Source organism: Anaeromyxobacter oryzisoli (assembly GCF_022690765.1).
GTDB lineage: Bacteria > Myxococcota > Myxococcia > Myxococcales > Anaeromyxobacteraceae > Anaeromyxobacter > Anaeromyxobacter oryzisoli.
In genome coordinates this window covers 36830-60067 of sequence record NZ_JALCZA010000022.1, presented here as the reverse complement: position 1 = coordinate 60067, position 23238 = coordinate 36830, and the positions used below count along the sequence as shown (strand labels likewise).

18 protein-coding genes are annotated in these 23238 nt (G+C 73.9%); 12 read left to right on the top strand and 6 right to left on the bottom strand.

The genetic code is table 11. The features are described 5' to 3' along the window. The 5 genes from MNZ27_RS09570 to MNZ27_RS09550 form a co-directional block, all read right to left on the bottom strand. Positions 1-816: glycosyltransferase (locus MNZ27_RS09570; RefSeq protein WP_242393824.1), on the bottom strand; the 816-nt coding region annotated here is incomplete at its 3' end. A 9-nt stretch (positions 817-825) separates the two neighbouring features. Beyond that, positions 826-1839, bottom strand: a complete 1014-nt coding sequence (locus MNZ27_RS23985; protein WP_242393823.1) for a Gfo/Idh/MocA family protein — start codon at positions 1837-1839, stop codon at positions 826-828. Further along, positions 1836-2801 carry an MDR/zinc-dependent alcohol dehydrogenase-like family protein gene (locus tag MNZ27_RS09560; RefSeq protein ID WP_242393822.1) on the bottom strand — a complete coding sequence of 322 codons (966 nt, stop codon included), beginning with the start codon at positions 2799-2801 and terminating at the stop codon, positions 1836-1838. The genes MNZ27_RS23985 and MNZ27_RS09560 overlap by 4 nt, the downstream gene beginning before the upstream one ends. After that, a complete protein-coding gene (locus MNZ27_RS09555; RefSeq protein WP_242393821.1) occupies positions 2798-3862 on the bottom strand; it encodes an SDR family NAD(P)-dependent oxidoreductase in 1065 nt (354 codons plus the stop codon). Before MNZ27_RS09555 ends, MNZ27_RS09560 begins: the two co-directional genes overlap by 4 nt. Continuing rightward, positions 3859-4977 (bottom strand): NAD-dependent epimerase/dehydratase family protein, encoded by a 1119-nt coding sequence (locus MNZ27_RS09550; RefSeq protein WP_242393820.1) that lies wholly within the window; start codon positions 4975-4977, stop codon positions 3859-3861. Before MNZ27_RS09550 ends, MNZ27_RS09555 begins: the two co-directional genes overlap by 4 nt. 242 nt (positions 4978-5219) lie before the next feature. On the opposite strand from MNZ27_RS09550, the gene MNZ27_RS09545 reads away from it, so the two are divergent. The 8 genes from MNZ27_RS09545 to MNZ27_RS09510 all read left to right on the top strand — a co-directional run bounded on the left by MNZ27_RS09545 (position 5220) and on the right by MNZ27_RS09510 (position 14280). Then, on the top strand, positions 5220-6347 hold the full coding sequence (locus MNZ27_RS09545; RefSeq protein ID WP_242393819.1) for a CgeB family protein: 1128 nt from the start codon (positions 5220-5222) through the stop codon (positions 6345-6347). Continuing rightward, the gene (locus MNZ27_RS09540) at positions 6344-7498 is read left to right on the top strand and encodes a CgeB family protein (RefSeq protein ID WP_242393818.1); all 1155 of its coding nucleotides are present in this window, start codon (positions 6344-6346) and stop codon (positions 7496-7498) included. Before MNZ27_RS09545 ends, MNZ27_RS09540 begins: the two co-directional genes overlap by 4 nt. A 102-nt stretch (positions 7499-7600) precedes the next feature. Further along, the gene (gene glgX / locus MNZ27_RS09535) at positions 7601-9730 is read left to right on the top strand and encodes a glycogen debranching protein GlgX (RefSeq protein ID WP_242393817.1); all 2130 of its coding nucleotides are present in this window, start codon (positions 7601-7603) and stop codon (positions 9728-9730) included. 135 nt (positions 9731-9865) lie between these two features. Beyond that, a complete protein-coding gene (locus MNZ27_RS09530; protein WP_242393816.1) occupies positions 9866-11143 on the top strand; it encodes a radical SAM protein in 1278 nt (425 codons plus the stop codon). Then, entirely contained in the window at positions 11140-11604 is a 465-nt protein-coding gene (locus MNZ27_RS09525) for a hypothetical protein (RefSeq protein ID WP_242393815.1), read from the top strand. The genes MNZ27_RS09530 and MNZ27_RS09525 overlap by 4 nt, the downstream gene beginning before the upstream one ends. An 18-nt stretch (positions 11605-11622) precedes the next feature. Beyond that, entirely contained in the window at positions 11623-12630 is a 1008-nt protein-coding gene (locus MNZ27_RS09520) for an ABC transporter substrate-binding protein (protein ID WP_242393814.1), read from the top strand. A 1-nt stretch (position 12631) separates the two neighbouring features. Continuing rightward, on the top strand, positions 12632-13417 hold the full coding sequence (locus MNZ27_RS09515) for an ABC transporter ATP-binding protein (protein ID WP_242393813.1): 786 nt from the start codon (positions 12632-12634) through the stop codon (positions 13415-13417). Continuing rightward, positions 13414-14280 carry an ABC transporter permease gene (locus MNZ27_RS09510; protein ID WP_242393812.1) on the top strand — a complete coding sequence of 289 codons (867 nt, stop codon included), beginning with the start codon at positions 13414-13416 and terminating at the stop codon, positions 14278-14280. The genes MNZ27_RS09515 and MNZ27_RS09510 overlap by 4 nt, the downstream gene beginning before the upstream one ends. Before the next feature lie 60 nt (positions 14281-14340). Here the strand turns inward: MNZ27_RS09510 and MNZ27_RS09505 are convergent, their stop codons facing one another. After that, positions 14341-17091 (bottom strand): cytochrome c3 family protein, encoded by a 2751-nt coding sequence (locus tag MNZ27_RS09505; protein WP_242393811.1) that lies wholly within the window; start codon positions 17089-17091, stop codon positions 14341-14343. A 518-nt stretch (positions 17092-17609) separates the two neighbouring features. On the opposite strand from MNZ27_RS09505, the gene MNZ27_RS09500 reads away from it, so the two are divergent. The 4 genes from MNZ27_RS09500 (at position 17610) to MNZ27_RS09485 (ending at position 23232) form a co-directional block, all read left to right on the top strand. Continuing rightward, the gene (locus MNZ27_RS09500) at positions 17610-18461 is read left to right on the top strand and encodes a phosphate/phosphite/phosphonate ABC transporter substrate-binding protein (protein ID WP_242393810.1); all 852 of its coding nucleotides are present in this window, start codon (positions 17610-17612) and stop codon (positions 18459-18461) included. 64 nt (positions 18462-18525) lie between these two features. Then, positions 18526-19884 carry a methyl-accepting chemotaxis protein gene (locus MNZ27_RS09495; RefSeq protein ID WP_242393809.1) on the top strand — a complete coding sequence of 453 codons (1359 nt, stop codon included), beginning with the start codon at positions 18526-18528 and terminating at the stop codon, positions 19882-19884. A gap of 399 nt (positions 19885-20283) precedes the next feature. Next, positions 20284-21678: a hypothetical protein gene (locus MNZ27_RS09490; protein WP_242393808.1), complete on the top strand. Its 1395-nt coding sequence runs from the start codon at positions 20284-20286 to the stop codon at positions 21676-21678. Between the two features lie 123 nt (positions 21679-21801). Beyond that, entirely contained in the window at positions 21802-23232 is a 1431-nt protein-coding gene (locus MNZ27_RS09485; protein ID WP_242393807.1) for a sigma-54-dependent transcriptional regulator, read from the top strand. Positions 23233-23238: the final 6 nt, after the last annotated feature.

Below are 23238 nucleotides of genomic sequence, written 5' to 3'. Positions count from 1 at the left end.
CCGCGCCGGGTGGGCGAAGATCGCCGCGCGCCCGAGCCACCCCGCGAGGGCCGGCTCCGCGAGGCGGCCGAGGAGGGTGGCGCGCGCCGGCGGGAGCGCGGACGGCGCGCGGTCCCGCGCCGCGGCCGGAGCCGCCTCGAGCCGGTCCGCCCCCGCGATGGCCACCGGCCAGGGCAGCTCGGAGGCGACGGCCGCCAGCGCCGCCGCGTTCTTCGCCTCGTCCCACAGCCGCCCCGCGCCGAGCACGAGCGGCTCCTTCTCCCCCGGCGGGAACCGCCCCGGGTCGCGGCCGTTCGGGATCACGAGCGGCGCGGGGATCGGGCCGTGATGGCGGACCAGCGCCGCCGCCATCGCGCGGCTCGGCGCCGCCACCGCGTCCGCGGCGCGGAGCCCGGCCCGCACCGCGCGGCGGTACCGGTCCCACTCCGGCGGGGCGGCGGTCCCCTTCACCGCCTCGAACCAGGAGAGGACGCACGAGTGGCCGACCACCAGCCTGGGCGCCCGGAAGGGGAGCGCCCCGTGCGAGAAGGCGTTCAGGTGCACCACGTCCGGGCGCGTTCGGCGCTCGAGCGCGAGGAGCCACGCGCCGGCGCGCGCGACGTCGTCCCAGGGGTCGCGCATCCACTCCAGCCGGAACTCGCCCTCGGCGTGGACCAGCCCCGGGACCGCCCGGAGCGCGGCGCGCTGATCGTCGGCGAGGCGCGCGCCCTCGGTCGCCAGCACCACCTCGACGCCCCGGGCCGCGAGGGCCCGCGCGAGCTCCACCGCGTACGTGAAGACGCCGCCCACCGCGTCCGCGTGCAGGAGGACTCTCATGATCTTCCGTCACGCCTCGTAGATGCGGTCCAGCGTCGCCTGCACCTCCAGGATCGACGCGACGGACGGATCGAACCGGACGCCGGCCGCGAGCGCGCGCGTCCACGCCACGGCGGCGCGGCCGCCCCACGGATCGGGCGGGCCGGCGATCAGCTCCCGGCGGGCGCCGCGGAAGCGCTCGACGACCAGATCGTAGAACGAGCCGTTCACGTTCCGAAGGGCGGCGCCGCCCTCGGTGCCGTAGAACGCCGCCTCGATGGCGCAGTCCTGCCCCGCGTGCAGCCGCCACGAGCAGGCGAGCTGCACCGCGGTCCCGCCACGCAGCTCGAGCTGCGCCGCGGCGAAGTCCTCGACCAGCCCGTGCGCCCGCCCCCGGATCCGCTCGCCGCCCGCGCGGAGCGTGGCGGTGACGTCGTCCACCTCCGGGAAGCCGAGCACCCACAGCGCGAGGTCGACGAGGTGGATCCCGAGATCCACGACGCAGCCGCCGCCCGAGAGGCGGGCGTCCTGGGACCAGGCCTTGTCCGGACCGTACGCGTTGTGGAACACCAGGTTCACCGCGTGGACGCGCCCCAGCGCGCCGCACCGCACCAGCTCGCGCAGGCGGTCCACCCCCGCCACGTGCCGGTACGAGAGGTCCACCCCGAGGAGCCGGTCGGCGGCGCGGGCGGCCTCGACCACGCGGCGCGCCTCCGCCGCGCTGCGGGCGAGCGGCTTCTGGCAGAACACCGCCACGCCCCGCTCCAGCGCGCGGATGGCCTGGTCCGCGTGGAGCGCCGACGGCGTGGCCACGACGATCCCGTCGAGGTCGAGGTCGAGCAGCGCGTCGAGGGTGCCCTCCACGCGGCAGCCGCCCGTCGCCCCCGCGGCCTCGGCGGCGGCGGGCGCCGCGGTGTCGGCGATGGCGACCGCCTCCGCGAGCCCGCTCTCGACGATCGCCCGGAGCCGATGGCGCCCGATCCAGCCGACGCCGAGGAACCCGAGCCGCGGCCGCCGCGTGGGCTGGGAGGGGAGCGCGATCACGTCGTCAGCACGGCCTTCACGAACCCGTCGGGCCGCGCCTCCATCGCCTCGAGCGCGGCGCCGGCGCGCGCGAGGGGGAAGGCCGTGTACAGCGGCGACGGGTCGAGCCGCCCCTCCGCGACCGCGCCGGCGGCCGCGAAGATCCCGTCGCGCTGCACGCGCGGATCGCGCTCGTGGGCGTTCACGACGTCGATCCCGCGCCAGTTCCACAGCCCCATGTCCACGGTGCGGGGGCCGTCCTGGTGGTAGCCCGCGACGACGAGCCGGCCCCCCTCCCGGACGAGCGCGGACGCGAGGTCGAGCGCGGCCTGGCTCCCCACCGCCTCGATCACCACGTCGAGGAGCCCCCCCGCCAGCGCCGTCGCCCGCGCCACGTCGGCGTCGCGATCGGCGCCGGTCGCGAGGGTCTCCGCCGCGCCGTACCGCCGCGCGAGCGCGAGCGCGCTCTCCCGCCTCGACAGCGCCACCACCCGCGCCCCCGCCAGCACCGCGAGCCGGAGCGTCACCAGGCCGAGGAACCCCGCTCCGACGAGCGCGACGCGGTCGCCTGCGCGGATCGCGCTCCGGCGGAGCACGTTCGCGGCGCAGCCGAGCGCCTCGCCCGGGAACGGGCCGGCGACGGCGGCGGGGATCCGGACCAGCCGGTCGGCGGGCGCGACGTCGTACTCCGCGAACGCGGCGCCGGAGAGCAGCGCGACGCGGTCCCCGTCGGCGAACCCGGCCGCGCCGGGGCCGAGCGCCGCGACGCGCCCCCACCCCTCGTGCCCGGGCGCGCCGGGGGGGAACGGGTACCGGAACCACTCCCGCCCCTGCCAGGGGACGAGGTTCGACCCGCACACGCCGCAGCCCTCGAGCCGGACCAGCACCTCGCCCGGGCCGGGCTCCGGGCGCGCCACCTCGACGAGGTCGAGGCGCCGCGGCCCCGCGAGCACCGCCGCGCGCATGTGCGCCGCCCGGGTCATCGGCTCCCCGCCTCCGCCGGGCTCGCGACGGGGCGCGGCGCGCGGGCGGCGTCGCGCAGCCACGCGTGCAGCCGCGCGACGCCCTCGCGGACGCCCGTGCGCGGCGCCCAGCCGGCGAGGCGCCCGAGCGAGGACGGGTCCGACACGTACCAGCGCTGGTCGGCGAGCCGCCAGCCGTCGTGGAGCACGCGCGGCGCCACGCCCTCGAGCTCCGCGACGAGCTCGAGCAGCTCGAGCAGGCTCACGGTGTTCTCCGGCCCGCCGCCCACGTTGAACGCCCGACCGGCCACCTCGCGCGGCCGCTCCCGCGCGGCGAGGAACGCGTCGAGGAGATCCTCGACGAACAGCACGTCGCGGACCTGCTTGCCGTCGCCGTAGAGCGTGATGGGGCGGCGGTGCATCGCCTGGAGGAGGAAGTGCGCCACCCAGCCCTGGTCCTCCGTGCCGAGCTGGTGCGGGCCGTAGATGCAGCTCATCCGGAACACCGTGCCGGGCACGCCGTAGGTCCGGGCCCAGTCGAGCACGTACTGCTCCGCGGCGCCCTTGGAGCAGCCGTACGGTGAGTGGAAGGCGAGGCTGCGCGCCTCGGAGATCCCGCGGCGCAGCCCCGGCTCGACCGGAGCGTACCGCGAGCCGACGTCCACGAGCGACACGTCCTCGAGGGCGCCGTACACCTTGTTCGTGGAGGTGAAGAGGACGAACGGCGGCGGGTCCTCCCGCCGCGCCGCCTCGAGGACGTTCAGGGTCCCGCGCGCGTTCACCTCGAAGTCGTGCAGCGGCGTGACGAGCGACGTCGTCACCGCGACCTGCGCCGCGAGGTGGAACACGGCGGAGACGCCCCGCACCGCGCGCGCGACCGCCTCCGCGTCGCGGACGTCGGCGATCGTCGCCTCGAGGCGCTCGCCGTGGGTCGCCTGGAGCCAGGCGAGGTTCCGCTCGACGCCGGGCCGGGCGAGGCTGTCCAGCACGCGGACGCGCGCGCCGGAGGAGAGGAGCCGGTGGGCGAGGTTCGCGCCGATGAAGCCGGCGCCGCCCACCACGAGCACGCGATCGTCGGTCACAGCGAGAGCCCCCGCGACGTGAGCTCGGCGCTCGCCTCCCCCACGCGGTCGTGCGCGATCTGCCCCTCGAGCCAGCCCGCGAGCTCCTCGAGCCCCGCGTCGAAGGGCACCGCGGGCTCGTAGCCGAGCACCCGCCGCGCCTCCCCGATGTCGGCGAAGCAGTGGCGGATGTCCCCCACGCGGTACTTCTGCGTCACCTCCGGCCGGACGTCCTCGCGCCCCATCGCGTCCGCCAGCCGGCCGGCGACCTCGAGGACGGTGAAGCTCCGGCCGCTGCCGACGTTGAGCACGCGCCCGGCCGCCCCCGGCACCGTGAGCGCGAGGTGGCAGGCCGCCGCCACGTCGCGCACCGAGACGAAGTCCCGCCGCTGCAGCCCGTCCTCGTTCACGAGCGGCGGCCGGCCGTTCAGGTACCGCGCGGCGAAGATGGCGAGGACGCCGGTGTACGGGTTCGAGAGCGCCTGGCGCGTGCCGTAGACGTTGAAGAACCGGAGCGCCACCGTCGGGATGCCGTAGGCCTCGCCCACGAGCAGGCACATCCGCTCCTGGTCGAGCTTCGAGAGCGCGTAGATCGACGCGAGCGCGGGCGGCTTCGTCTCCGGCGTGGGGACGGGCTCGAGGGGCCCGCCGTCCTCGCCGAGCGGCTCCCAGCGCCGCTCGAGGAGCTGCGCGCGGGTCCGCTCCGCCGACACGAGCCGGCCGCGGGCGTCGCGGTAGAGCCCCTCCCCGTACAGGCTCATCGAGGAGGCCACCACGAGCCGCTCCACCGGCCGCTGGATGAGCGCCTGGAGGAGGACCGCCGTCCCGAGGTCGTTCACCCCGACGTAGCGGTCCACCTCGTACATGCTCTGGCCGACGCCGACCGCGGCGGCGAGGTGGACCACCGCGCCGACGCCGCGGAGCGCGCGGCGCACCACCTCGGGGTCGCGCACGTCGCCGACGAGGAGCTCCACCTCCCGATCGAGGTAGGCCGGTCGTCGCCCGCCGGGTCCGTGCACCTGGGGTGACAGGTCGTCGAGGGCCCGCACGGCGTATCCGCGCGCGAGCAGGTGATCCGCGAGGTGCGAGCCGATGAACCCCGCCCCGCCCGTGATGAGGATCCGCCGGTCGCCCATGGCTCTCCCCGGGCCGCGCGCCGCCGTATTCTCCCGGCGTGAAGGCTGGCCCTCCCCGCAAAACGTGCGAACAGGGTCGCGTCCGGGCAACGTCCGACGCGCGCCCGGCCTCCCTCGCCGATCGCCGCGCGCCGGATCGGGTTCGCTCGTCCGTACAAGTCCGGGCGGGCGAGCGGGGTGGGCTCCTGCGGGCGGTGGAGCGTGGGCCTAACTTCTCAGCGAACCCGGAGCGCACCCCGCGCATGAACGACCGACTCGACATCGCGTTCTTCGCCTCGAGCCTCGTCTCGTCGTACTGGAACGGGGCGGCGACCTACTACCGGGGGCTCGCCCGCGCGCTGCACGCGCGCGGCCACTCGATCACCTTCCACGAGCCGGACGCCTACGATCGGCACGCACACAGGGACATCCCCGATCCGCCGTACGCGCGCGTCGTGATCTGGCGCCCGGACGTGCCCGCGACGCTCGACGCGTGCCTGGAGGCGGCCCGGCGCGCGGACCTCGTGGTGAAGGCGAGCGGCGTCGGCGTGGAGGACGCGCTCCTCGAGGCCCGCGTCCTCGAGCTGCGCCGCCCGGGGAACCGGATCGCCTTCTGGGACGTCGACGCGCCGGCGACGCTCGAGCGGCTCGCGCGGGATCCCGGCGATCCCTTCCGGACGCTCGTCCCGCGCTACGACCACGTCTTCACCTACGGCGGCGGCGAGCCGGTCGTGGCCGGCTACCGGCGGCTGGGCGCGCGAGCATGCGTGCCCATCTACAACGCCCTCGATCCCGCCACGCACCACCCCGCCCCGGCCGATCCGCGCTTCGAGGCGGACCTGGCGTTCCTCGGCAACCGGCTCCCGGATCGCGAGGCGCGCGTGGAGGAGTTCTTCCTCGGGCCGGCCGCCGCGCTGCCCGGGCGCCGCTTCCTCCTCGGCGGCGCGGGCTGGGACGCCCGGGCCGTCCCGGCGAACGTCCGCCGCGCGGGGCACGTCGGCACCGCCGATCACAACGCCTGGAACTCGACCCCGCTCGCGATCCTGAACGTGTCCCGCGAGAGCATGGCCAGGAACGGCTTCTCGCCGGCCACCCGGGTGTTCGAGGCCGCCGGCGCGGGCGCCTGCCTCGTCACCGACGCGTGGGAGGGGCTGGAGCGGTTCCTCGAGCCGGGCAGGGAGGTGCTCGCGGCGCGCGACGGCGCGGAGGTCGTCGCGCACCTGGCGGCGCTCACGCCGGCCCGGGCGCGGCGGATCGGCGCCGCGGCGCGCGCGCGGGTCCTCGCCGAGCACACCTACGACCGCCGCGCGGCGGCGGTCGAGGCCGCCCTCGGCCTCGGCGGAGACGGCGCCGGGCGCGCCCCGGCGTCGGCGGAGGGGACCGCCGGATGAGCGCGCGCCTCGACCTCGTGGTCCTCGGCCTGTCGATCACGTCGTCGTGGGGCAACGGCCACGCGACGACGTACCGCGCGCTGCTGCGGGCGCTCTCCGCGGCCGGCCACCGGGTGCTCTTCCTCGAGCGCGACGTCCCCTGGTACGCGGCGCACCGGGACCTGGCCCGACCGCCGTACTGCGAGGTCGAGCTCTACGGCAGCCTCGCCGAGCTGCGCGATCGCTTCGGCGCGCGGCTCCGCGACGCCGACGTCACGGTGGTCGGCTCGTACGTGCCGGAGGGGCGCGAGGTGGCGCGGCTCGTCCTCGAGCTCGCGCGCGGCACGACCGCCTTCTACGACATCGACACGCCGGTCACCGTCGCGCGCCTCGCCCGCCGCGAGTGCGAGTACCTCGCCCCGGAGCTCGTGCCGGCGTTCGACCTGTACCTGTCGTTCACCGGCGGTCCCATGCTCCGCCGCATCGAGCGCGACCTCGGGGCGGCGGCGGCGCGGCCGCTCTACTGCAGCGCCGACCCGGAGGTGCACCGGCCCTCGCCGCGGCCGCTCCGCTGGGACCTCGGGTACGTCGGCACGTACAGCGCCGACCGGCAGCCCGCCCTCGAGCGGCTCCTGGTCGAGCCCGCCCGCGCCCGGCCGGCGGCGCGGTTCGCCGTGGCGGGGCCGCAGTACCCCGCGGGCGTCGGGTGGCCGGAGAACGTGGCGCGCCTCGAGCACCTCCCGCCCGCCGCCCACGCCGCGTTCTACGCGGCGCAGCGGTACACGCTCAACGTCACGCGCGCGGACATGGTGCGCGCCGGCTGGTCGCCCTCGGTGCGCCTGTTCGAGGCCGCCGCCTGCGCGACGCCGGTCGTCTCCGATCGGTGGCCGGGGATCGAGGCGTTCTTCGCGCCGGGCCGCGAGATCCTGCTCGCCGCCTCCACGGCGCAGGCGCTCGCGATCCTGGACGACCTGCCCGAGGACGAGCGGCGGGCGATCGCCGCCCGGGCCCGGTGGCGCGTCCTCGCGGAGCACACCCCCGACCACCGGGCCGAGGCGCTGGTCCGGTTCGTGCGGGAGGCGCGCGAGCGGGAGGCGCGCCGGCGTGCGCCAGGGCGGCGACGGGTCGCGCGCGGCGATCCCGGCCAGCGCTCGCGGCGGGGAACGGGGTGACCGGGGCGGCGGCCGCGCACCCGCCCCCCGGGCGAGCCGCGGCTGGCGACGGCCCCTCCCCCGCCCCAAGTTCGAGGAGCGGGCCTGGAGAGCGGAGCGGTCATGGGCGTCGAGCGTGTCTGTCCGGGAAGTCCGTTCCCCCTGGGAGCCACCCCCGAGGGCGAGGGCGTCAACTTCGCGGTCTACTCGCGCCACGCCGAGGCGATGGAGCTGTGCCTCTTCGCGGACGACGGCGCGGAGACGCGGGTGCGGCTGCCGGAGCGCACCGGCTACGTCTGGCACGTCTACCTCCCGGGCGTGAGGGTCGGCGCGCGGTACGGCTACCGGGCGTACGGTCCGTACGAGCCCGAGACGGGGGCGCGCTTCAACCCGTCGAAGCTCCTGCTCGACCCGTACGCGCGGGCCATCTCGGGCGAGCTCGAGCTGCGCGGTCCGGTGTACGGCTACCGGCGCGGCGCCCCCGAGGGCGACCTCGCCTACGACGACGCGGACTCCGCCGCGGCGATGCCGCGGGGCGTGGTGGTGGGGGACGCGTACGACTGGGGAGACGATCGTCCGCCCCGCACCCCCTGGCACCGCTCGATCGTCTACGAGGTCCACGTCCGCGGGTTCACGAAGCGTCACCCGGAGATCCCGCCGGAGCTGCGCGGGACGTACGCGGGGTTCGCCTCGAAGCCCGCCCTCGACCACCTCGTCCGGCTCGGCGTCACGGCGGTCGAGCTGCTCCCGGTGCACGAGTCCGCCGACGAGGCGTTCCTGGAGGAGAAGGGGCTCCGCAACTACTGGGGGTACTCGACCCTGGGCTACTTCGCGCCGGAGCAGCGGTACTGCTCGAGCGGCTCGCGCGGGGAGCAGGTGCGCGAGTTCCGCGACATGGTGAAGGCGCTGCACGGGGCCGGCATCGAGGTGATCCTCGACGTCGTCTACAACCACACCTGCGAGGGCAACCACCTCGGCCCCACCCTCTCGCTCAAGGGGCTCGACAACCGCAGCTACTACCGGCTCTCGCCCGAGTCGCCCCGGCACTACCTGGACTACACCGGGACCGGGAACTCCCTCGACACCACCAACCCCGCGGCGCTCCGGCTCGTCCTCGACTCGCTCCGGTACTGGGTGCAGGAGATGCACGTGGACGGCTTCCGCTTCGACCTGGCGGTGACGCTCGCCCGCGACCCGGAGTCGTTCGACGAGGCCTCGCGCTTCCTCGTCGCCGTGTACCAGGACCCGGTGCTCGAGCGCGTGAAGCTCATCGCCGAGCCGTGGGACCTCGGGCCGGACGGCTACAAGGTCGGCGCGTTCCCGGTGAACTGGTCGGAGTGGAATGGGAAGTACCGCGACGTGGTGCGCCGGTTCTGGAAGGGGGACGAGGACCAGACGGGCGAGATGGGCTACCGGCTCACCGGGTCGGCGGACCTGTACGAGGCGGCGGGGCGGAAGATCTTCGCGGGCGTGAACTTCGTCACCTCCCACGACGGCTTCACGCTGCGCGATCTCGTGTCCTACGACCGCAAGCACAACGAGGCGAACCTCGAGGACGACCGCGACGGCACCGACGCGAACTACTCCTGGAACTGCGGCGTCGAGGGGCCGACCGACGACCCCGCCGTGATCGCCCTCCGGGACCGGCAGATGCGGAACATGCTCGCGACGCTGCTCGTCTCGCAGGGCGTCCCGATGATCGCCGCCGGCGACGAGATGGGGAAGACGCAGGGCGGGAACAACAACGCGTACTGCCACGACGACGAGCTCTCCTGGCTCGACTGGGACCTCGACGACCGCGCCGGGGCGCTGCTCGGCTTCACGCGGCGGCTGATCCGGCTCCGCCTCTCCCAGCCGGTGCTGCAGCGGCGCCGGTTCTTCCGCGGCGCGCACCTCTCCGACTCCTCGCTCAAGGACCTCGCCTGGTTCCGGCCGGACGGGACCGAGATGACGCGCCAGGACTGGGACGAGCCCTTCGCGCGCTCCGTCGCGTTCCTCCTCGGCGGCGACACCATCGACACGCCCGACGAGCGCGGCGAGCGGATCGTCGGGGACACGCTGCTCGTCCTGATGAACGCCCACTTCGAGCCGGTCACCTACCGGCTCCCCGAGGTGGAGTGGGGCCAGGCGTGGGAGATCCTCGCCGACACCGCCGGCGCGTCGGACGCGAAGCGCGATCTCGTCGAGGCGCGCGGCACCGTGCGCGTCGAGGCGCGGTCGCTCGTGATCCTCTCGCGCCGGGCGGCGCGGTGAGCCCGCAACCTCCGCGTCGTCCGCTTTCACGGACGTGACGCCACGCCGCACCCGCTGATCAACGGCGATTCGTCGATTCGAGCGCACCAGTTCTCCGCTTTACAAGCCGCGCCTCCGTTATCTAAGATGCGTCGCATGTCCACCGCGATCGCGCAGGCGACCCCCCTGCACCCCGTGCAAGGCGCATCGGAGCTCGCCTCCGTCTGCGCGAGGCACCCCGACGTCCCCCGCCTCGTCGTGCTGAAGACCGACGTCCAGCGGCGGGGCGTCCACTACACCGACCGCGCGCTCGCGCTCCTCGATCCCGAGCGCCACTCCGTCACCGGCACGCACATCTTCGGCGCGCGCGACGGGCGGATCGCGCCGCGCCCGGAGTCGCTCCTGCTCCGGGACGGCAGCTCGATCATCACGACCCCCACCCCGCTCGAGCAGCGGCCGTACGTCGTGGACCACGTGGACGGCCGCCTCGCGCTGGTGGACGGCGGCGCGCCCATCGAGGAGGTCGAGTACTGGCCGCGCCCGGACTACTACGCGAAGCGGACCCGCTCCGGGCTGCCGATGAAGTTCGTGGTGAGCGCGCGCCCGCAGCGGCTCAACGTCTTCCCGTACCGCCACTGCCACTTCTGGAACGACGGCGAGGGCTGCCTCTTCTGCGACATCGTCCCGCAGCTCCGGAAGGGGAAGGACGACCTCGGCATCCCGGCCCGCCTCGATCCCGAGGACGTCCGCGAGACCGTCGCCGAGGCGCTGCGCGAGCCCGGCCGGTTCGTGGGGATCTGCATCACCGCCGGCTCGAACACCCGCGGCGCGCGCCCGTTCGACGCGGAGGTCGACTACTACGTCGAGATCCTCCGGGCGATCGGCGCCTCCTTCCGCACGCCGCGCTTCCCGAGCCAGCTCATCGGCACCGCCTTCGAGCCGGCGCAGCTCGAGCGGCTGCGGCGCGAGACCGGCCTCACGAGCTACACCGCCGATCTCGAGGTGCTCGACGAGCGCCTGTTCTCGTGGATCTGCCCGGGCAAGGCGCGCTGGGTGGGGTACCGCGAGTGGAAGGAGCGGCTCGTGCGCGCCGTGGACGTCTTCGGCCGCGGCCGGGTCGACACCGGCATCGTCGCCGGGGTCGAGCTGGCGCGCCCACACGGCTTCGCCACCGAGGAGGAGGGGCTGCGGCGAACGCTCGACGAGGCGGAGGAGCTCGCCTCGCGCGGCGTCAGCACGGTCTTCATCGTGTGGTCGCCGCGCCCGGGCACCGCGCTCGCGGGACAACGCAACGCGTCCCTCGACTACTACGTCGCGCTCGCGGAGGGGCTCCACGGCCTCCGCGCTCGCTACGGGCTCCCCATCGACTTCGACGACTACCGGCACTGCGGCAACCACCCGGACACCGATCTCTCGAGGCTCCTCCGACCATGACCGCCACCTCCCTCGACCCGCGGATCCCGGCGCTGCTCGCCGACGCCGCGACGGTGAAGATCCTCGCCACCAGCGATCGCTCGGGACGGCCGCACGCCACCGTAGCCCCGTCCATCCACCTCGACGACGACGGCCGCCTCGTCCACCTGGAGCGGCTCGAGAGCTCCGGCACGCAGCGGAACCTCGTCGCGAGCCTCTGGTTCGACCGCCCGGTGGCGGTCACGGTGCAGCGCGGCGCGGAGGCGTTCGAGATCGTCGGCGTCCCCGTGAAGGCGCTCGTCGCCGGGCCCGAGTTCCGCCGCCAGTACGAGGCGCTGCGGGCGCGCGCCCCCGAGGACGACCTCGCCGCGGTGTGGCTCATCGAGCCGCGCGAGGTCACCGAGCTCACCCACGACGTCCGCCGTGCCCGCCAGGAGGCGGAGCGGCCCTTCCTCACCCACCTCGATCGGCTCGCGCGCTAGCGCGAGCCAGGAGGCTCCATGACGCCACACCGAAGGAAGATCCTGCCCGCGCTGCTCGCCCTCGCCGCGCTCGCCCTCCCCGGGGCTCCCCGCGCCGAGGTGAAGGAGATCCGCATCGCGCGGCAATACGGCCTCGGGTATCTGCCGCTCCTCGTGCTCGAGGACCAGAAGCTCATCGAGCACCGCGCCGCGCAGGCCGGGCTCGGGGACGTGAAGGTCACCTGGGCGGTGCTCGGGGGCGGGGTCGCCTCGAACGACGCGCTGCTCTCCGGCAGCGTGGACTACATCGCGACCGGCGTCGCGCCGCTCGTCCTGCTGTGGGGGAGGACGGGCGGCAAGGTGAAGGGGGTCGCCGCGCTCGACTCGATCCCTGTGGTGGTGAACACGACGAACCCGGCGGTGAAGACCGTCGCGGACTTCGGCGAGAAGGACCGGATCGCCCTGCCGTCGGTGAAGGTCTCCATCCAGGCGGTGGTCCTCCAGCTCGCTGCCGAGCGGGCCTTCGGCGCGGCGGGGTGGAGCCGCCTCGACCGCCTCACCGTGGCCGTCAAGCACCCCGACGCCGCGGCCGCGCTGCTCTCCGGCCGCTCCGAGCTCACCGCGCACGTCGCGAGCCCGCCGTTCGTCGCGCAGGAGCTCGCGGATCGTCGGGTGCGGACGGTCCTCTCCTCGTACGAGCTCCTGGGGGGACCGCACACCTTCAACGTGCTCTCCTCGACCGAGGCGTTCGCGAACGCCAACCCGAGGACGTTCGCGGTCGTGTTCGCCGCCCTGCAGGACGCGGTGGCCTGGATCGCGAAGAACCCTCGCGCGGCGGCGGAGACCTACCTCCGCGTCAGCGGCTCGAAGGAGCCGCTCGCCAGCGTGCTGGCGCAGGTCCAGGACCCGGCCGTGCGGTACACGACCACCCCGGAGCGCGTCGGCGTGTTCGCGGACTTCATGGCGCGGATCGGCACGGCGCCGGCGCGCCCGAAGAGCTGGCGCGACCTCTTCTTCCCCACCGTCCACGCGCAGCCGGGGAGCTGAGATGGCGACGGCGATGACGCTCGCCGGCGCGCCGCTCCTCGATCTCGCCGGCGTGACGCTGGAGTACCGGAGCGGCGGGCGCCGCGTGGTGGCCACCGAGGGCGTCGGGTTCCAGGTCGAGGCGGGCGAGCGGGTCGCGCTCCTCGGCCCGTCCGGCTGCGGGAAGTCCACGCTCCTCAAGGCGGTCGCGGGCTTCCTCCCCCCGGCCGCGGGGCGCATCTCGCTCCACGGCCGCGCGCTCGTCTCGCCGGGGCCGGACCGGATCGTCGTGTTCCAGGGGTTCGATCAGCTCCTGCCCTGGAAGACCGTCCACGAGAACGTCGTGTTCGCCCTCCGGACCGCCCGGGGGCTCCGCCGCGCGGAGGCGGAGCGGCGCGCGCGCGATCACGTCCGCCGCGTCGGCCTCGCGCCGTTCGCGCACGCGTACCCGCACGAGCTCTCCGGCGGGATGAAGCAGCGGGTCGCCATCGCGCGCTGCCTCGCGCTTCAGCCGGAGATCGTCCTCATGGACGAGCCGTTCGGCGCGCTCGACGCGCTCACGCGCGAGCGGATGCAGGAGGAGCTCCTCGAGCTCTGGCGCGAGGCGCGCTTCACCCTGCTCTTCGTCACGCACGACATCGCCGAGGCGGTGCGGGTCGGCAGCCGGGTCATCCTCCTCTCCGCGCACCCCGGCCGCGTCCGGGCCGATCTCCGCGTCGGCGAGGGCGCGCTCGCCGGCGACGCGCATGACGCGCAGGCCCGGGTCCGCGCGCTCGTCTTCGACGCCCTCGAGGACTGGAGCATATGAGCACCGCACCGCACCTCGCCGCCGTCCCCACCGATCCCCCCGGCGTCACCGGGCCCGCGGCAGTCGCGTCGCCGTGGTCACGCCTCGCGGCGGTCGCGAACCGGACCTGGGTCCGCAAGCTCCTGCTGCTCGCGCTCCTCGCGGCGGCTTGGGAGGGGTACGCGCGGCAGCTCGCGAACCCGCTGCTCGTGCCGACCCTCTCGGACACCGTGCGCGCGCTCGTCCAGTCGGTGCGGGACGGGGAGCTCCCCGGGCGCGTGGCGATCTCGCTGAAGCTCCTGCTGATGGGGTACGCGGGCGGCGTCGGGCTCGCCGCGGTCCTCGCCTTCGCCGCCGCCGGGACGCGGATCGGCGCGGAGCTCCTCGAGCTGCTCACCGCGATGCTGAACCCGCTGCCCGCGGTGGCCCTCCTGCCCCTCGCCCTGCTCTGGTTCGGGATCGGCGCGGGGAGCATCGTCTTCGTGCTCGTGCACTCGGTCGTGTGGCCGGTCGCGCTGAACGCGCACGCCGGGTTCTCGAGCGTCTCCCCGACGCTGCGGATGGTGGGCCGGAACTACGGCCTGCGCGGGCCGCTGCTCGCGCTGCGGATCCTGGTCCCGGCGGCGTCGCCGCACCTGCTCACGGGCCTGAAGGTCGGGTGGGCGTTCGCGTGGCGGACCCTCATCGCCGCCGAGCTGGTCTTCGGCGTCAGCTCGGGCCGCGGCGGCCTGGGCTGGTTCATCTACGAGAAGAAGAGCGAGCTGGACATGCCGCAGGTGTTCGCGGGCCTCGTCACCGTGGTGTCGATCGGCCTCGCCGTCGAGCACCTCGTCTTCCGCCAGCTCGAGGCGCGGACCGTCCGCCGGTGGGGGATGCGGACGTGACGGAGGTCGAGGCACGCGCCCCGAGCCTGATCGCGAACGCAGCCGCCCAGCTTACGGACTTCAGCAGTACGGGAGGTAGGACCACGCCCAGAAGAGATCGACGGCCGACCAGTCCGACTCGACCCCCGTGATCGAGTCGCGCGCCTTCACGCGCCAGTAGTAGGAGTTGGGGGTGAACGAACCGCAGTCGTCCAGCGGCAGGTTCGTGAGCGTGACCTGGAAGTACAGGACCGGCTTGCCGAAGTAGATCGTGGGCGCGCCGGAGATCCAGCCGGAGTCGGGCGGGGAGCCGTTCAGGAGCGTCGTGAACGTCGTGTCGGACGCGAGCTGCACCCGGTACTCGACGGGATTGCCGGTCGGCGAGGCCACCGGGTACCACTGCAAGGCCGCGGCCGTCGTCGTCTGCGGCGCCTCCACCGTGACGGAGCCCGTCTTCACGATGTCGGGATGGGGCACGCCTCCCTCCGCGATCGTCGTGAACGTGGAGAGGGAGGTGCGGAGCACGTTCCGGTGCGCGTCCACGCTGCGCGCGCGCCAGACGTAGGTCGTCCCGGGAGCGAGCCCGGAGAGCGCCACCGAGTGCGTCGTGGTCAGCGCCGTGCTCCCCGTGACGTAGTTCGGCATCCCGACGCCGTACTCGACCTGGCTCGAGGCGTTCTTGGTCGTGTACCAGGCGAGGTTCGCGCTGGACGAGGTGATCCCGCTCACGCTCATCGAGCCGGTCCCCAGCAAGGGCGCGGTGTAGCTCGGCGGCACGGTCAAGGGTGGATCGCTCGGGGAGTTCGCCCAGCCGCTCGCGTGACAGTGGCCGCAGTCCGTGCCGCTCACGCCATGCGGCCCGAACGGCGACCGCCAGGCCGTCGTCATCCCTTCGTGGCCGTGGCAGAAGAAGCAGGCGCTGCCGGCGGGCGCCGGATCGACGTGCGTGGCAGCGGAGTCCATCCAGCACTGACCGTAGTCGTCGCAGGCGTACGCGTTCGTGTGGCAACCTGTGCACCGATCGTGGCGGCCGCCCGCGTGACACGCCTCGCACAGCTTCTCGGCGCCGACCCCCGCCCGGTCGATGGAGCCGGCCGGGATCGTCGTGCCGTTCACCACGGGCGCGAGCATGAAGGCGTTCCGGCTCGCGTGCCCGGCGTGGCACGTCGTGCACGGCATGGCCGGATACCCACGGTAATAGGGCGCCAGGAGCGTCCCGCCGAAGCCGGTCGGCGTGGTGGTCGGGGCGCAGGGCACGGGGCCCTTGTTCGGGTCGAAGCAGGTCCCGCGGCGCCCGCCGTGGAAGTCGCCGATCGTCGCGTCGAGCGTCTCCTCGCTCCATCCGGGCAGCACCGGCGGCGTCCACGACGTCGCCGCGTCGGAGCCCCGGTGCAGCACCTGTCCCGGCGCCCCGGCGGACGGACCGGACGGCGGGGAGTGGCAGGCGATGCAGGTCGCGTTCACGGTGCCGCTGCTCAGGAGGCCCGCGTCGCCCGTCAGGTGCGTCGCGTCGTGCGAGGCGGAGTCGTGGCAGGACCAGCAGGTGGTGGGCTCGCCGCTCGCGGGCCGCGCCTCGGAGAAGACGGGATCGTGGAGCGACGGGCCCGCCCGCGGCCCGGGCTCGAGGCCGCCCGGGTCGATCCTCGCGTGGCAGGAGGTGCAGGGGAGCGGGCCCGCGTCGCTCCATGTCACGGCCTGCGCCGGCGCGGGCGCGCCGAGCGGGAAGTGGCAGGCGACGGTGCAGCTCGTCGCCGTGGACGATCCGGCGATCCGAGCCCCCGCGGTCCTCGTCCCTCCGGGGAGGACCAGGTCCGGATCGAGCGTCACCTGCTGGACGCCGTCGCCGTGCAGCGCGGGATCGACCGGATGGCAGCTCCCGCACCCGAGCGGGCGCGGGTCGCTGGGGAACGGCGGCGACGGCGCCGACGGTCCATGGTGCGCGGCGTGCGCGCCGGTGCTCGGGGGCGCGGGATGGCAGTCCTCGCAGCGAGCCTTCATCCCCGTCTGGTGGCGGTGGCAGAAGGCGCAATCGCCGAGGTGGACGGCGTCCGCCGTCCCGTCCGCCCGCCAGCGCGAGGTGCGCGTGTGGCAGACCTGGCAGGGCCCGCTCCCGTCCCCGTTGGCGAAGCTCGCGTCTCCGGGCCGGGTCGGGCCGCCCGCCGCGGCGTAGCCGTTCCTCTTCGAGAGCCGGACGGGCCGCGGCTGCGGAGCCTCGGCGCCGGCGACCCACGGCGGCGTGATGGTCTCGCGGACGAGGTGCGTGTTCCGGGTCCCGTGCGTCGCGTGGCAGTCGCGGCAGGTGGTGGTCCACGCACCGTACGCGCGGCCGGCGGCCTCGCTGCCGTGGTCGGGGAGCGCGTGGCACGCGGTGCAGAGCGGGCTCGAGTCTTCGCGCACGAGCAGGTAGCCGTCGCCCCCGTCGGCGTTCGCGACCACCGACACCGCGGCGGAGCTCGTCGAGCGCGCCGCCGTGTCCGTCGCGCTCGCGACGAGCGTGTAGCGGCCCGGCGCGAGCTGGACGATCGCCTCGTAGACGCCGCGGTCCGCGCCGAGGACCGAGCTCGGGTTGCGCGCGAGGGAGACGGTGGACGTGGACGTGCTCGCGCCGGCGATCGACACCGACACGGAGGAGATCGCGGCGACGCCCGACGGGCTCTGGACCCGCGCCTGGATCCGGGCGCTCCGGCCGACGACGGCGCCGTCCATCGGCGAGACGATCACGACGAGCGGCGCGAGAGTTCCCGGGGTCGGGTCGCCGGCGGGCAGCGCGAGCGCCGCGGAGGCGAAGACGAACCACGCGATCGCTCCACATCTCGGAGCGATCCTTCGCAACCCCGAGCAGCGACAGGTCACCGTCATCGTCCTCGCCGGCGCGTCCCGCCAGGTTCACCTGGACTCCCTGCGGGGACGGACGACGTGACCCGAAAGGCTTGCACATTCGTCTCGTCGATCGCGACGCGGCATCTTGTCGCCGAGGGCCGCAGCCTGCGGAAGTCCGCGGCACCATGGAACGAGCGCACGGTCCGTACACCAATCGTTCATGGTGATACGAGCGCGTCGCCCGGTGTCCGCGGCTGCTCCACGCTGGGTGATGCCCTCGCAGCGTCCCTCTCGGGTTTGCGGCAAAGGAGCGCAGTGGGTGTAACGCCCCATTCGCAGCGATCAGGTGGGGGTAATCGCGCGCCTTCGGTTTGCGAAATCTCGATGATTGGCGTCCGCAGCATCGAATCGAACGCCAGAGAGTGCGCGTATTTTGCCACGCTCCGGCGGCACGCGCTTCGCACGCGGCGAGCGGCGCCGAGCCATCGCCCCCGCCTACCGCCGTGGTGCAGTCTTCCAGGAGACCAACCGTGACGAGCCTCGCGAAGATCCTTCTGCGCGCAGCAGCGCTCCTCCTCGCCCTGACGACCGCGACCGCCGCCCAGGCCGCCGAGTTCAGGGTCGCGATCATGCAGGCTCAGTCCGGCGACGCCAGGAAGTACCAGCCGCTGCTCGACTACCTCGGGAAGAAGGGGTTCCCCGCGAAGTTCGTCACCGTCCCCAACTACCAGTCCGCCACGGACCTGTTCGCCGCCGGATCGGTCGACGCGATGTTCGGCGGCTCGGGCGTCAGCTGCGCGATGATGCTGAAGGGAGCCGTCGAGCCGTTCGCCAGGTCCCTCGGCGCGAAGGGAGTGAAGAGCTACTCGGCCGTCGTCGTCGCGCCGAGGGGAAGCCCGAGGTTCGACGGGACCGCCGGGTGGTTCGCCGGCAGGCGGGTGATCTGCTCGCCGCTCGCCGCGGGGGGCGAGTTCTACTTCCGCTCGTTCGGCCCCTCGACGGCGGCCGCGGTGCTCCTCGCCGCCTCGCACGGCGCGGCCCTCGACGCCCTCGCGCGCGGCAGGGCCGACGTCGCGATCGTCAAGAACCACGTCTGGGCGAGGGAGCAGTCGAAGTACCCCCAGCTCGTCCAGGTCGGCGGCGACCATCGGCAGCACCCGGACGGCGGCCTCGTCATCTCGGCCCGGGTCGACAAGGCGGCCGCGCGACGGCTCCTCGTGCTCCTGCTCGGGCTCGCGTCCGACGGGTCGGCCGAGGCCCAGGCGGCCCGCTCCGCCCTCGACATCACCGGCTTCGCCGCCGCGACCGCGAAGGACTACGAGCCGACCATGGCGATGATCAAGGAGGCGGGCGTGACGAAGGCGTTCGACTTCCAGTTCTAGAACTCTCCGCTACGGGCCGCCCGCCGACTCGAGTCGCTCCGGCGCGGCACGGAGGACCGCATCCATGCGCTCCCGCTCCATTGCCTCGCGCTTCATCGCGACCACCCTCGCCCTCGTGGTGCTCGCGGTGGGCGGGCTGGGGCTCTTCCTGGCGAACCGCAGCGCGAGGGCCATCCACGCCTCCCTCGACTCGAAGGGGAGCGCCGTCGCGGCGCTCGTGGAGAACGTCGGGAGCGGTTACGTCGAGAACTTCGACTTCATCGCGCTCGACCGGCTGGTGGCCAACGTCAAGAAGGATCCCGACGTCGCCTTCGTCTGGGTGGCGGACGAGAAGGGCCAGCCCCTGACGAAGGACGGCGTGCCCGGCGACCTCTCCTCGATCGCGGTCTTCGAGCGGAAGCTCGAGAGCTCCCAGGGGGTCGTCGTGGGTGCGCTGCGGATCGGCTATCGCACCGACGCGATCACGAAGGGGCTGCGCGCCGACGCGGGCATCGCGTGCGTCGCGGTCCTCTTCGCCATGGCGCTCTTCGGCGCCGGGATGGTCGCGCTGATCCGCGGGATCACCGGGCCGCTCCGGTCGGCGGTGCAGGTGACCGGGAGGCTCGCCGACGGCGATCTCGGCGTGCAGGTCGAGGCGACCCGCTCCGACGAGCTGGGGCAGCTGCTCGGGAGCATGAAGGCGATGGTCGGACGGCTCCGCGACGTCGTCGTGAAGGTCCAGGGCGTCGCCGACGGCGTCGCGGCGTGGAGCCAGCAGATCGAGGGTGGCGCGCGTCAGCTGTCGGACGGGACCAGCGCGCAGGCGACCACCACGAAGGAGGTCTCCGCCGCCATCGAGGCGATGCAGGGGTCCATCCGGCAGAACGCCGAGAACGCGAACCAGACCGAGGAGATCGCGCTGCGATCCGCGGCGTCGGCGCGCGAAGGCGGCGAGGCCGTGGCAGCCGCCGTGCACGCCATGCGCCAGATCGCCGAGAAGATCGGAATCGTGGAGGAGATCGCCTACCAGACCAACCTCCTCGCGCTCAACGCCGCCATCGAGGCGGCGCGGGCGGGGGATCACGGCCGCGGCTTCGCCGTGGTCGCGTCGGAGGTGCGCAAGCTGGCGGAGCGCTCGCAGCATGCGGCGAAGGAGATCTCCAGGCTCGCCGGGTCGAGCGTCGAGGTGGCCGAGCGGAGCGGCCGGCTCATCGACGCCCTCATCCCCGGCATCCAGCGGACGGCCGAGCTGGTCCAGGAGATCACCGCGTCCTCGCGCGAGCAGTCGGCGGGCGCCGACCAGGTCGGGGGCGCCGTGCGGCAGCTGAACGAGGTGGTGCAGCAGCAGGCCGCCGCCGCCGAGGAGATGTCCTCGACGGCGACCGGGCTGGCCGAGCAGGCGGGCGAGATGAGGGCGCTGGCCGGCTTCTTCCACGTGCGGTAGTCCGCCGGCGCCTTCCGGCTCGTCACGTCGCGCGCCGACGCGGGGGCGAGCGGCTCCTCGGCCCACGATGCGCCGGGCGATCCCCTCGACGCTCGTGAGCCGACCACCGGGCGATCGGCGGCATGCGATCCGGGTGCTGCTCAGGCGCTCGCGGCGATGTCAACGTTCCGGCTGCACGAGCGGTCGGGACAGCGCGGATGGACATGACGTCGAATCGTGGAGCGGCCGTGGCTCGGCAGCCGGAGCACGTCCGGCGCAGGCGCCGGCGGGTACCGGGGAGCCTGGTGGCGGGGCGGTCACCACGACCGAGCACCCGGCCCGGAGCGGCTTCTTCATCGACAGTGGCATCACCCCCGATCGCCCGCGACGCCGCTGGAGACTCGTGCCGAGGGGGGAAGGATGAAACTGCGCTACGCATCGCCGTTGTTTCTCGCCGCTGCGGTGGTCCTGCTGACGACTGCGGTCGCCTCGCCACGCGCGAAGCACGACGCCGCGACCGAATCCAGGTTCCTCGGTGACGCCGAAGAGAACGCGAAGCAACTGATCGACCAAGGACGGAAGATCTTCCGGTTCGACACGTACGGCGACGAGGCGTTCTGGACCGACAAGCTCGGGATCCAGCAGGCGGTCGGCAGCCTCACGCCACGGGACGCGCTGGCGCTCGGGTTGAAGGTGGACGCCGAGGCGCTCTCGCCTCGCATCGTCGAGGCGATCAACGGCGGCAAGGTGAACCTCGACGATCCCGCCGTGACGCTGCAGCTGCTCGAGCAGAACGCCGTGCTGGGCGTGGTTGGCTCGTTCGAGGGGGGCAGCCTGCGCAAGGTCGGCTTCACGTGCGCGCTGTGCCACTCGACCGTGGACGATTCCGTCGCACCAGGTATCGGCAAGCGGATCGACGGCCTCGCGAACCGGGACCTGAACGTCGGCGCCATCATCGCTGCGGCGCCGGATCTGCAGCCGGTGGTCGAGCTGCTGAGGCTGGCCCCGCAGAACTCGGGTATCGGCGCGGACGACGTTCGCAAGGTGCTGGAGAGCTGGGGGCCTGGCAAGTTCGACGCCGAGCTGTTCCTCGACGGCAAGGCGTTCAATCCGAAGCAGGTCACGAACGGGGTCGTCACGGCGACGAACGTCTCCGGCGCCGTCTTGATCCCCAACGCGCAGGGCCTTTCTGGTCACAACCTGCATACGTGGACCGGCGGCTGGGGCACGGTGACGTACTGGAACGCTTTCGTGGCCGTGAACGAGCTGCACGGGATCGGGACGTTCTTCGACGAGCGGTTCGACGACGCGAACCAGTTCCCGATCGCCGCCGCGGCCAAGCTGGGGCACGTCTCGGTCGATCCCGACGAGGATCAGGTCACCAGCAAGCTGGCCGCGCTGCACTTCTACCAGCTGGCGCTGCCGGCCGTGCAGCCGCGCCCTGGCACCGACTTCGATCCGGCTGCGGCTGCCCGCGGCGGCGAGCTGTTCAGCGGCAAGGCCAATTGCAACAGCTGCCACCACAAACCGCTGTGGACGGAGCCGGGCTGGAATCAGCACTCGGCCGATGAGCTGAAGATCGACGGCTTCGAGGCCGACCGCGCGCCCGGCCGCGCGTACCGGACGATGAACCTGGCGGGGCTGTTCGTGCGCGAGCGCGGGCTGTTCATGTCGCCGCAGAACAAGGGCCGCTTCTACCACGATGGGCGGTTCAAGGAGCTCCTCGAGCTCGTCGACAGCTACAATGAACGCTTCCATCTCGGCCTGTCCGACGACGAGAAGAAGGACTTGATCGAGTACCTGAAGTCGCTGTAGCGGCCGACCCTCCGACGAGCGCGAGGCGCGCGAGGAAGGTTGGACGTACCGGCGGTCGGCGGCCGGCGCCCGGAGCACACGATCGGGCGCCGGCCCCGGGGACCGGCCTATACTCGCCCCCGCATGGACCCGAGCAAGCCCACCGTCCTGGTCGTCGACGACGAGAAGAACATCCGCCGTTCCCTCCGGATGGTGCTCGAGCCGGAGGGCTACGAGGTCGCCGAGGCGGAGAGCGGCGAGGACGCCCTGAGGTTCCTCGAGGCGGAGCCGGTGGACCTCGGCATCTTCGACATCCGCCTCCCCGGGATGGATGGCCTCACCCTGCTCTCCAGGGCGCGCGAGCTCTGGCGCGACCTCCCCGTCATCGTGATCTCCGGCCACGCCGACACCAGCGACGTGGTGGACGCCGTGAAGCGCGGCGCCGCCGACTTCTTCTCGAAGCCGGTGGACCGGGACCGGGTGCTCGTCTCGGTCCGCAACGCCCTGGCGCGGCGGACCCTGGAGGAGCGGGTCCAGGCCCTCGGCGCCCGCGAGCGGCGCTTCGCCGACGAGATGCTCGGCGAGAGCCCGGCGATGCAGCGGCTCCGAGAGGACCTCGCCAAGGTCGCCCCGACCAGCGGCCGGGTCCTCGTCACCGGCGAGTCCGGCACCGGCAAGGAACTCATCGCCGCGGAGATCCACCGGGAGTCCAAGCGCGCCGCCGGGCCGTTCGTGAAGGTGAACTGCGCGGCGATCCCCGGCGAGCTCATCGAGTCCGAGCTGTTCGGCCACGAGAAGGGGAGCTTCTCCGGCGCCGGCGCCCGCCGCCGCGGCCAGTTCGAGGTCGCCCACGGCGGCACGCTCTTCCTCGACGAGATCGGCGACATGAGCCTCTCCGCCCAGGCGAAGGTGCTCCGCGCCCTCCAGACCGGCGAGATCGTGCGGGTGGGCAGCGAGAAGGCGTTCACGGTGGACGTGCGCGTCGTCGCGGCGACGAACAAGGACCTCGAGGCGGAGGTCCGCGAGGGCACCTTCCGCGAGGACCTCTACTTCCGGCTGAACGTCGTCCCGCTCCGCGCGCCCGCCCTCCGCGAGCGGCTCGAGGACGTCCCGCTCCTCGCCGAGCGCTTCTTCCAGCTCGCCGTCCGGGAGAACGGGTTCCGGCCGAAGCCGGTGGACCCCGAGGTGTACCAGCGGCTCCGCGCGTACCGCTGGCCGGGGAACGTCCGCGAGCTGCGCAACGTGTGCGAGCGGATGGTGATCATGAGCGGCGACCGGATCACCGCCGCCGACGTGCCGGAGGGGGTCGGGCCGCGCGCCGCCCCGCCGCCCGCCGCCGCGGGCGCCGCCGACCTCTCGCGCTACGGCGAGGTGCCGCTCCGCGAGCTCCGCGACCTGGTGGAGCGCGACTACATCCTGAAGAAGCTCGAGGAGCACGACTGGAACATCACCCAGGCCGCCCAGGCCCTGGGGGTCGAGCGCACGAACCTCCACAAGAAGATCAAGCAGCACGGCCTCTCGCGGGCGGGTCGCGGCCCGGCGCAGGCGGCGGCCGGCGACGAAGACGAGGGCTGAGCCCCG

Bases quoted from the DNA above. Each gene is read 5' to 3' on its own strand.
- MNZ27_RS09560 (WP_242393822.1), bottom strand. From the start codon at position 2,801: ATGACCCGGGCGGCGCACATGCGCGCGGCGGTGCTCGCGGGGCCGCGG.
- MNZ27_RS09550 (WP_242393820.1), bottom strand. From the start codon at position 4,977: ATGGGCGACCGGCGGATCCTCATCACGGGCGGGGCGGGGTTCATCGGC.
- MNZ27_RS09545 (WP_242393819.1), top strand. From the start codon at position 5,220: ATGAACGACCGACTCGACATCGCGTTCTTCGCCTCGAGCCTCGTCTCG.
- MNZ27_RS09540 (WP_242393818.1), top strand. From the start codon at position 6,344: ATGAGCGCGCGCCTCGACCTCGTGGTCCTCGGCCTGTCGATCACGTCG.
- glgX (WP_242393817.1), top strand. From the start codon at position 7,601: ATGGGCGTCGAGCGTGTCTGTCCGGGAAGTCCGTTCCCCCTGGGAGCC.
- MNZ27_RS09530 (WP_242393816.1), top strand. From the start codon at position 9,866: ATGTCCACCGCGATCGCGCAGGCGACCCCCCTGCACCCCGTGCAAGGC.
- MNZ27_RS09525 (WP_242393815.1), top strand. From the start codon at position 11,140: ATGACCGCCACCTCCCTCGACCCGCGGATCCCGGCGCTGCTCGCCGAC.
- MNZ27_RS09520 (WP_242393814.1), top strand. From the start codon at position 11,623: ATGACGCCACACCGAAGGAAGATCCTGCCCGCGCTGCTCGCCCTCGCC.
- MNZ27_RS09515 (WP_242393813.1), top strand. From the start codon at position 12,632: ATGGCGACGGCGATGACGCTCGCCGGCGCGCCGCTCCTCGATCTCGCC.
- MNZ27_RS09510 (WP_242393812.1), top strand. From the start codon at position 13,414: ATGAGCACCGCACCGCACCTCGCCGCCGTCCCCACCGATCCCCCCGGC.
- MNZ27_RS09495 (WP_242393809.1), top strand. From the start codon at position 18,526: ATGCGCTCCCGCTCCATTGCCTCGCGCTTCATCGCGACCACCCTCGCC.
- MNZ27_RS09490 (WP_242393808.1), top strand. From the start codon at position 20,284: ATGAAACTGCGCTACGCATCGCCGTTGTTTCTCGCCGCTGCGGTGGTC.
- MNZ27_RS09485 (WP_242393807.1), top strand. From the start codon at position 21,802: ATGGACCCGAGCAAGCCCACCGTCCTGGTCGTCGACGACGAGAAGAAC.